Genomic DNA, 8,056 nt, shown 5'->3' with positions numbered 1-8,056 from the left:
CGGCGGCGATATTCGAGGCGTCGTGCAGTTCGATCAGTTTCAGCAGCTCGTTAGCCAGCTCGACACCACCGGTTTGTGCTGCGCCTTCGGTGAACGCCAAGCCCGGTTGCAGGGTATGCGGCAGGTGATCGACATCCATCAACTGGCCGTACATTTTGCGGTTGCCGCTGATGCCGCCCAGGCTGGTGCCGGCGATGTTTACGCCATGGTAGCCACGGGCACGGCCGATAAATTTGGTTTTGCTCGCCTGGCCCTTCAGCCGCCAGTACGCCTTGGCCAGTTTTACCGAGGTGTCGGCGCTCTCGGAACCGGAGCCGGTGAAGAACACATGGTTCAAATCGCCGGGCAGCAGCTCGGCCATTTGTTCGGCCAGTTTGAACGACAACGCATGACCGTGTTGGAAGCCTGGGGAGTAATCAAGCACACCCAGTTGTTTGCCAACGGCTTCCTGAATTTCTTTACGCGAGTGCCCGGCGCCGCAGGTCCACAGGCCCGACAAGCTGTCGTAGATCTTGCGACCTTGGTCATCGACCAGCCAGCTGCCTTCGGCGGAAACGATAAAACGCGGGTCGCGCTGGAAGCTACGGTTGGCGGTGAACGGCATCCAGTGTGCGTCCAGCTTGAGCTGGCTGGCCAAGGACGGTTCGGCGGTGTGCGGCATGTTCATCTAAGGCCTCGCTTGTTGTTTGCAGCCCCGGGAAAACTACTGCGCGCGGTTAAGCGGCGTTTTTCTTGGGGGCTGAGCGGAAAAAGCTTTTTGTTGCGAGCAAAGGTGCCATGGGCATAAAGTCTGAAAAACCCGATTCTTCTAATTTTCAGATTGGCTTTCACTAAACTATGAGCACACGTCGCCCCGACCCTCTCGCGCAAGTCAGTGACTTTGATATCCGCCTGCTGCGCATCTTCAGAAGCGTAGTGGAATGCGGTGGTTTCTCGGCGGCGGAAAGCGTGCTGGGCATTGGCCGTTCGGCCATCAGCCAACAGATGAGTGATCTGGAGCAGCGCCTGGGTTTGCGCCTGTGCCAACGCGGGCGCGCCGGCTTTGCCCTGACCGAGGAAGGCCGCGAGGTCTATCAATCATCGTTACAACTGTTAAGTGCGCTGGAAAGCTTTCGCACCGAGGTCAACGGCCTGCACCAGCATTTGCGTGGCGAATTGAATATCGGCCTGACCGATAACCTGGTCACCCTGCCCCATATGCGCATCACCAACGCCTTGTCGCAGCTCAAAGAACGCGGGCCGGATGTGCATATCCAAATCCGTATGACGCCGCCCAGCGAAGTGGAGCAAGGCGTGCTTGATGGTCGCTTGCATGTCGGCGTGGTGCCGCAAGCGACGACCTTGTCCGGTCTGGAGTATCAGCCGCTGTATGACGAACGCTCGCTGCTCTACTGCGCCGTCGGCCACCCGCTGTTTTACGCCGCCGACGAGCAGCTCAGCGACGAGCGCCTGAATGTGCAGGACGCCATTGCCCCGACCTTCCGCCTGCCGCCCGATATCCAGGCGCAGTACCAGGTGCTGAAATCCACCGCCAGCGCCTCGGATCGCGAAGGCATGGCCTTTCTTATCTTGACCGGCCGCTATATCGGCTACCTGCCCGACCACTACGCCAGTTTCTGGGTGCAGCAAGGGCGCCTGCGCGCATTGAAACCGGCCAGCCGTTTCTATGACCTGAGCTTGTCTACCGTTACCCGCAAAGGCCGCCGTCCGCACTTGGTGCTGGAGAGTTTTCTCGAAGCCTTGGCCGCCACCAACTAGCTGGCAGCGATCGCCCTGCTCTGGTGCAAGCAGGGCTCCACGACGATGCAAACCGCGCCTACGCGACCGTCCGGTCACCCCCAAGCCTTGCCCGCCACCCGCCCAACGACGAATGTATGCACCCGCCGAGACAAGGCTTTGGCGGATTGCGCACAATCGCGCGAAATTTTTTCCGGCAAAGCTGATCACTTGGACAGAAACTTGCAAAGACGGGTGGACCTGACCAAGCGGCCAGGAAAAAACTAAAACAGATAGACGCCTTCCTGGGAGCACACATGAAATCCAAAGTCTCAACCCTGCTGCTTGCTGGCAGCCTATTGCTGGGCGCGAATGCCGCCCAAGCCGACGGCCCGCTACTGTGGCAGGACAACAGCATCACCTACCTGTATGGCCGTGACTTCAAAATCAACCCGGCTATTCAGCAGACCTTCTCGTTCGAACACGCGAGCGGCTGGACCTTTGGTGACCTGTTTATCTTCTTCGACCAAATCAACTACAACGGCAGCGAAGATGCCAACGCCGGCAAAAACACCTACTACGGTGAAATCACCCCGCGTCTGTCCTTTAGCAAAATCTTCGACCAGAAAATTGAATTTGGTCCGCTTAAAGACGTGCTGCTGGCCGGCACCTACGAGCGTGGCGAAAACGGTGGGCAGAACTACCTGCTCGGCCCAGCGTTTGACTTCAATCTGCCGGGCTTTGACTACTTCCAGCTGAACTTCTACTACCGCAAACCCGACGGCATCACCAACAACCCGTCCGGCCAGTGGCAAGTAACACCGGTGTGGTCCTACACCATTCCGGTGGGCAACTCAGACATCCTGATTGACGGCTACCTGGACTGGGTGTGGAACAACAAAGACGCCACCAGCAGCCGCACCAACGACCTGCACGCCAACTTCCACTTCAACCCGCAGATCAAATACGACCTGGGCAAAGCCATGGGCTGGAGCGCGGTTAAACACTTCTACGTGGGTGTGGAATACGACTACTGGAAGAACAAGTACGCCATCGACGACAACAGCTTCCTGGGTGACACCATTCTTCAAGGCACCGACCAGAGCGCAATCAACGTGATTGCCAAAGTGCACTTCTAAGCAACCGCGCGTTATCGCTTCACGAACACCTCCTTATTAGCCCGCCCCTCTGCTTGGAGAAGGCGGGCGTTTTTTAGCAACATAGAATTCTGTGGCCGCGGCCGGCTCGACCACCCGCCCGGGGCCAACAACACATTTTGCTGAGACCGTGACATGCAGCCTGAATCCGACAGCAACACCGACCTGATCTACGGCCTGGAAGACCGCCCCGCTCCCGTGCTGGCGTTCTTCGCCGCCTTGCAGCATGTACTCGCCAGTTTTGTCGGCATCATTACGCCGCCGCTGGTCATTGGCTCGGTGCTGGGCCTGGGCGCGCACCTGCCGTATCTGATCAGCATGGCGCTGATGGTGTCGGGCGTCGGGACTTTTATTCAGGCGCGTCGGCCGTTTGGTATTGGCGCAGGCATGATCTGCCTGCAAGGCACCAGCTTTGCCTTTCTCGGCGCGGTGCTCTCGGCGGGCTTTTTGGTAAAGAGCCGTGGCGGCAGCCCGGAAGACGTCTTGGCGATGATCTTTGGCGTGTGCTTTTTCGGCGCCTTTGTGCAGATCGTGCTCAGCCGCATGCTGGGCCAACTGCGCCGCGTGATTACGCCGCTGGTGACCGGCATCGTCATTACCTTGATCGGCGTGAGCTTGATCAAGGTTGGTGTCACTGACCTGGGCGGTGGCTTTAACGCGCCGGACTTCGGCGCCCCAGGCAACCTTGGCCTTGGCGCTCTGGTGCTGCTGACCATTATTTTGCTGAACCGCTCCAGCCGCCCGTGGGTGCGTCTTTCGGCGATTATCATCGGCCTGGCCGTGGGCAGTATCGCCGCCCTATTCACCGGCAAACTGGTCCCGCAAGCGCTGCCAGACTTGCCGCTGGTAAGCCTGCCAATGCCGTTCAAATTTGGTTTCGCGTTTGACTGGACGGCATTTATTCCCGTGGCACTGATTTATGTGATCAGCACCATCGAAACCGTCGGCGACCTGACCGCCAATAGCATGCTGTCCCGCGAGCCTATCGAAGGCCCACGCTACTTGGCGCGGCTAAAAGGCGGTGTACTGGGTGATGGGGTGAGCTGCATGATCGCCGCCACCTTTAGCGCCTTTCCCAACACCACCTTTGCGCAAAACAACGGCGTGATTCAAATGACCGGCGTGGCCAGCCGTTACGTCGGCCTGTACATCGGTGTGGTGCTGTTCGCCCTGGGCTTGTTCCCGCTGCTAGGTGCAGTGCTGCAACAGATTCCAAAGCCGGTATTGGGCGGCGCTACCTTGGTGATGTTTGGCAGCGTGGCGGCAGCAGGTGTGCGCATCCTCGCGCAATCGCCGTTGGACCGTCGCAGCATGCTAATCATCGCGGCCTCCTTTGGCGTGGGGCTGGGTATTGCTGCCCAACCGACCTTGCTGCACCTGATGCCCAAGCTGGTGCAAAACCTGTTTGATTCGGCGATTACCAGCGGCGGGTTGACGGCGATTGTGCTGAACCTGGTGTTGCCGGAAGAGAACAGCCAGAAGGCTCTCAATGCGGCTGGTGAGAACATTACGGAGTAATTCCAACCGGCTTCGTCACCCCCGTGCAGACGCAGTCCGGAATCGCCCAGCAAACCTCGCCTGGCACAACACTCAGGGTCCCCGCTTGCGCGGGGACGACGGGATGATTGGGGGTTCTCCGTCATTCTCGCGCAAGCGGGAATCAAGATCCGGACTGCAAACTACGTCCGGCACAACATTCTGGGTCCCCGCCTGCGCGGGGACGACGGTGGATTGGGGTTCTCCGTCATTCCCGCGTAGGCGGGAATCCAGAATCGCCTGGCTGACTACGCATCCAGCTCCAACCTCCCAGCGGTACACCCCGACACACACGGCATGATCCATTTGCCGCTAACCCGTTCAGCATCCGATAGGTATTGATCGCGATGTTCAATCTCGCCGCTGACCACCCCGGTCATACACGCCCCACACATACCCATGCCGCAGGAAGTGCTAATGGTCACGCCAACCCGCTGCGCTGCATCCACCAAGCTTTCCCCCGCATTCACCGTGACGGTTTTACCGCTACGGGCCAAAACCAATTCTGCCTGCTGCGAGCCGCTGGCGACCGGCGCCTGAAAGTGCTCCTGAAACAACGCCTGTGACGGCCAACCTCTTTCGGCCGCCAAGTGCTGCACGCTGGCCATAAACCCACCCGGCCCGCAGGTGTACAGCTGGCTGTCGGCCTGCCACGCAGGCAGGTGCTGATCGAGATACGCGCCCACCTCTGCTGCGGCTAAGCCGGTCACCACGCTTACTGCCGGATCGCCCTGAAACTGCTCGATGAACGCGCTATGGGCAGCGCTGCGGGAGAAGTACAAGAGCTGCACCGGCCGCTGTTGCGCGCGGCATTGTTGGTACATGGCCAGCAGCGGCGTCACGCCAATCCCGGCGGCCACCAGCAGCACCGGACCAACGCCCGGTTGTAGCGGAAACAAATTACGCGGCGCGCTGACCTTCAGACGATCGCCCACCCGCAGTTGTTGATGCAGCCACCGCGAGCCACCGCGTGAGTCGTCTGCGTGCTTGATCGCCAAGCGCAAACAGCCTTCGTCAGCCAAGTTGGTCAATGAGTATTGCCGCACCACGCCGCTGCCGGTTTGCACGTCGACATGCGCGCCGGGCTCCCACCTGAAGGGCAGCGGGCTCGCGTCGGCCATGCACAGCTCAACGGCGAGAATGCCTTGGGCTTCCTCGCGCAAGCCACGGGTTTTCATCTCGACCCACGTCATCGACGCACCCCCGCACGACGTTGCAAATCGAGCACCGCGGCGCTGGCTTGGCGGCTTAGTTCCATCAGGTCCAAACCCGGAATCTGATCATCGGTCACCACCCGCCGACCGCCAACCAACAGCGCGCGCAAACTGGCGCGACCGCCGCTGGCCACCGGCCCGATGGCCATATCGTGCAGGCCGAAGTAACGCGGATCGTCGAGGCGGTAAATGGCGATATCGGCCGCCTTACCCACCTCCAACGTGCCGACATCGTCCAAGCCTAAAATCTGGGCACCACCGGCCGTGCCCCAGCGCACCACGTCTTCAATGCTGGCGGCATCGGCACCGCCTTCGAACTGGCCGCCGGCGTATTTCGGCTCGGCCAACTCGCCTTTGCGCGCCCGCTGTAACAGCCAGGCGGCGTGGGTTTCCGAGAGCATATCGGCGGCTTCGTTGGAGGCGGCGCCATCAACGCCAATCGAGATCGGCACCCCCGCCGCCTCCAGCGCCGGCAGGTCGGCGATGCCGCTGCCAAGGCGACCATTGCTTTGTGGACAATGGGCGATGCCCGTACCGGTTTGGCCCAGCAGTTGGATTTCCTCGGGAAGCAGCTTCACCAAGTGAGCAAACCACACATCGGCACCCAGCCACTCCTGTTCCGCACAAAACTGCACCGGCGTCATGCCAAATTTGGCCTTGGCCGCATCCAGGTAATCCACCGTTTCGGACAGATGACTGTGCATGCGGATACCCAGCTTGCGCGCCACCCTGGCGGTCTCGCGCAACTCCGCAGGGGAGGTGGAATGCAGGGTGGTGGTGGGCGCCATGACGATACGCCGCAACGCATCGCCGGCAGGGTCGTGGTACAGCGCGGTCAGGCGTTCGACGTCGGCCAAATAGTCATCGAGTTTTTCCGGGCGCATGGCTTGCGGCAGCTCGGCTTCCAGTTGCCGAGTCTGGGTCGCGCCACCACGACAGAGAACAAAACGCAGGCCCAGGGCATCCGCTTCTTCAAACAAAATCGCCGCGCTGTCGAAGGGCATGCCGGGGTAATACAGATAGTGATGGTCCGCCACGGTGGCGCAACCGGAGCGCACTAACTCCAACAAGCCGATACGCGCAGCGAGGCGAAAGCTGTGCTCGTCAAAGGCGCCGCGAAAACGATAAGGGGTGGCGGCTAGCCACGGCGTGAGGGTTTGATTCAGACCCTCGGGTTCGCCCTTGAGCAGCGATTGGAACAGGTGGTGATGGGTGTTGATCCAGGCCGGATAAACCACACAATCGCGGGCATCGATTTGCGCCTCGCCGGGTTGTGGCTCGAGCTGGCCGATGGCAGTGATACGGCCGTCGACAACGCGAATATCCGGGCCGGCATGGCGGGCCTGCGCGCCGCGTTTGCCGGTGAGGATGGCGCTGGCGGTGCGGATCAGCCAGGTGGTGTTGGTGGTCATTTTTTGTCTCTCCTAACATCGCTTGGTGCGCGGAGCACACCCTACGGTTCGTTCGCCGCAAATGGGCGAGCTGCTTCACGTAGGGTGTGCTGTGCGCACCATGGTTTATTCAGCCTTGCTCGCTCTCGTGCCAGTGGCCGAGGCTATAACGCGCCAACGCCGCCATCAGGCTAAACAGCAGCACACCGGTCAGGGCAATCAATACCAAGGCCGCGAACAAGCGCGGAATATTCAGCTGAAAACCGGCCTGCAAAATCTGATAGGCCAAGCCCGCGCCCGTGCCACCTGTGCCGGCAACAAACTCCGCCACCACCGCACCAATCAACGCCAAGCCGCTGGCAATTCGCAGGCCACCGAAGAAGTACGGCAAAGCACTGGGAATCCGCAGGCGCACCAGGGTTTGCCAACGGCTGGCGCGGTTCAGGCGGAACAGGTTGAGCAAGCCTGGGTTAACACTGCGCAGGCCCAGCACGGTGTTGGAAATCACCGGAAAGATGGCCACCAGCGTGGCGCAAATCACCAGCGCCAGGGTGGCGTTGCTGCACCAGATAATAATCAGCGGCGCGATGGCCACCACCGGCGTCACCTGCAACAGAATGGCGTAGGGGAACAGGCTGGCTTCGATGATGCGGCTTTGCACAAACAAAAAGGCAGCCAGCACGCCAAGCACCACGGCCAGGGCGAAGGACAGGAAGGTGATTTTGAGCGTCACCCACAAGGCAGCGAGCAACATCGGGCCATCGCTGATCAGCGTGCGGCCGATATCAGCCGGGCTGGGGATCAGGTAGATCGGCACCTTGAGGGCCACGCAAAGCAGCTGCCAGAGGCCGAGCAGAAACGCACCGACCAACAGCGGGGCGAGGATGTTTTGGACCTTTGGGTTGGCGAGCCAGGGTTGTTTAGGGGGCATGTGGTGAGTCCTGTGTTTGGGTTGGGTAGAGCAAGAGCGCCCTCACCCCCGCCCCTCTCCCGCAAGCGGGCGAGGGGAGACAAGCGGGAACGCGGTCAGATTCCCCTCTCC

The 8,056-nt window shown here is 60.7% G+C and carries 7 protein-coding genes; 3 read left to right on the top strand and 4 right to left on the bottom strand.

What is annotated here, in order from left to right:
- Positions 1-667, bottom strand: a 667-nt coding sequence (locus tag AAAB16_RS06640) for an aminotransferase class III-fold pyridoxal phosphate-dependent enzyme (protein ID WP_340662628.1), incomplete at its 3' end; no start/stop codon positions are given.
- 170 nt (positions 668-837) lie between these two features.
- Here AAAB16_RS06640 and AAAB16_RS06635 point away from each other — a divergent pair.
- The 3 genes from AAAB16_RS06635 (at position 838) to AAAB16_RS06625 (ending at position 4,391) form a co-directional block, all read left to right on the top strand.
- Positions 838-1,758: a LysR family transcriptional regulator gene (locus tag AAAB16_RS06635; protein WP_340662627.1), complete on the top strand. Its 921-nt coding sequence runs from the start codon at positions 838-840 to the stop codon at positions 1,756-1,758.
- A 275-nt stretch (positions 1,759-2,033) separates the two neighbouring features.
- Positions 2,034-2,855 (top strand): hypothetical protein, encoded by an 822-nt coding sequence (locus AAAB16_RS06630; protein WP_340662626.1) that lies wholly within the window; start codon positions 2,034-2,036, stop codon positions 2,853-2,855.
- A gap of 153 nt (positions 2,856-3,008) precedes the next feature.
- Positions 3,009-4,391: a nucleobase:cation symporter-2 family protein gene (locus tag AAAB16_RS06625; protein ID WP_340662625.1), complete on the top strand. Its 1,383-nt coding sequence runs from the start codon at positions 3,009-3,011 to the stop codon at positions 4,389-4,391.
- Between the two features lie 266 nt (positions 4,392-4,657).
- On the opposite strand, the gene AAAB16_RS06620 is transcribed toward AAAB16_RS06625, so the two are convergent.
- The 3 genes from AAAB16_RS06620 to AAAB16_RS06610 form a co-directional block, all read right to left on the bottom strand.
- The gene (locus AAAB16_RS06620; protein ID WP_340662624.1) at positions 4,658-5,602 is read right to left on the bottom strand and encodes a PDR/VanB family oxidoreductase; all 945 of its coding nucleotides are present in this window, start codon (positions 5,600-5,602) and stop codon (positions 4,658-4,660) included.
- Positions 5,599-7,035: an amidohydrolase family protein gene (locus AAAB16_RS06615; protein ID WP_340662623.1), complete on the bottom strand. Its 1,437-nt coding sequence runs from the start codon at positions 7,033-7,035 to the stop codon at positions 5,599-5,601. Before AAAB16_RS06615 ends, AAAB16_RS06620 begins: the two co-directional genes overlap by 4 nt.
- Positions 7,036-7,144: 109 nt before the next feature.
- Positions 7,145-7,945 carry an ABC transporter permease gene (locus tag AAAB16_RS06610; RefSeq protein ID WP_340662622.1) on the bottom strand — a complete coding sequence of 267 codons (801 nt, stop codon included), beginning with the start codon at positions 7,943-7,945 and terminating at the stop codon, positions 7,145-7,147.
- Positions 7,946-8,056 lie beyond the last annotated feature (111 nt).

Source organism: Pseudomonas sp., assembly GCF_037994325.1.
Classification (GTDB): domain Bacteria; phylum Pseudomonadota; class Gammaproteobacteria; order Pseudomonadales; family Pseudomonadaceae; genus Aquipseudomonas.
Note: the sequence above shows the minus strand (reverse complement) of the source record. Positions and strands in the feature narration are given on the sequence as shown.